Source organism: Kitasatospora sp. NPDC101447 (genome assembly GCF_044767225.1).
In the GTDB taxonomy this organism is placed as follows: Bacteria; Actinomycetota; Actinomycetes; order Streptomycetales; family Streptomycetaceae; genus Kitasatospora.
On the sequence record NZ_JBIWNL010000095.1, the window covers coordinates 1 to 1,053 of the forward strand.

A 1,053-nucleotide genomic window follows, 5' to 3' on the forward strand; every position below is an offset into this window, starting at 1 on the left:
GCGGAGGCCGAGGTCATGACGGCTTCGGTGCGCAGGGGGTTGATCTCGGAGACGGCGCCGACGAGCGTGGTCTTGCCGACACCGAAGCCGCCCGCGACGACGATCTTCGCGGAGGTGGTGGCGCGGGTGGGGGCGGCCGCGTTAGAGCTTGCGAAGTCCACTGAGGACCCTTTCGAGCAGCGTGACGTCGGGCTGGTTTCCGGATTCGCCGCCGGAAGCGGGCTGGTGGATGGCGACCAGGCCGGCCTCGGCCAGGTCGGCCACGAGGATGCGGGCCACTCCCAGGGGAAGGGAGAGCAGCGCCGAGACCTCAGCGACGGATTTGACCTCCGTGCACAGCGTGCAGATCCGCTGGTGCTCGGGGAGCAGGGTGGCCAGGCGCTGCGGATCGACGTCGGCGGAGACCAGGGCCTCCAGCGCGAGTTCGTAGCGCGGCCGGGTGCGACCGCCGGTCATCGCGAACGGACGGATCAGCGGGCCGGCGTCGGGCTCGTCCTCGAACTCCTCCACGTGCCCGGGCTCCTGGGCCGGCCGGTACCCGGGCGCCGGGTCGGGCACCGGTGCCGGGTTCGGGTAGCCGGGCGCGGGGGCACCGTAGGAGGGCTGCTGGGCGTACTGGTCGTACTGGGCGTACTGGCCGTACTGCTCTTCGGGCCGGGCGTACGGCTGCTGGGGCTGACCGTACTGGTGCCGGCCGTACTCCTGACCGTGGCCGACGCCGGGTGATCCGAAGGCGTCATGGCCTGTGCCAGGGTACGGAAGACCGTACTGGCCGCTGCGGTCGTCGGGCGGTGTCACGGTTCCTCTCCTCACAGGGTGCGGCGGTGCGGTTCGGGCTTCGGAGCGAGTCCGGAGCCGGTGGTGCGAAGGCCGTACAACGTCCGAACCCGAGCCCGCCGAAGCGGGCCCGGGAAGGACGCGGAGGTACTTCGAATACCTGGACGGTATCCGACGAACCGTCAGTGCAGGAGACTGCCCTGGAGTTCCGCGCGAAGTGCGGGGGTGAGGACGGCGCCGGCGCGGTCGACGAGCAGGGCCATCTCGTAGCCGACG

1 protein-coding gene and 2 pseudogenes are annotated in these 1,053 nt (G+C 71.3%); all 3 read right to left on the bottom strand.

The window, feature by feature from the left end:
- Positions 1-161, bottom strand: a pseudogene (locus tag ACIRST_RS42435) (ATP/GTP-binding protein); the annotation flags it as partial.
- Complete coding sequence (locus ACIRST_RS42440; RefSeq protein ID WP_402810159.1) at positions 142-798, bottom strand: DUF742 domain-containing protein; 657 nt, start codon at positions 796-798, stop codon at positions 142-144. The pseudogene ACIRST_RS42435 and the gene ACIRST_RS42440, both read right to left, overlap by 20 nt.
- A 161-nt stretch (positions 799-959) precedes the next feature.
- Positions 960-1,053: pseudogene (locus ACIRST_RS42445) on the bottom strand (roadblock/LC7 domain-containing protein); the annotation flags it as partial.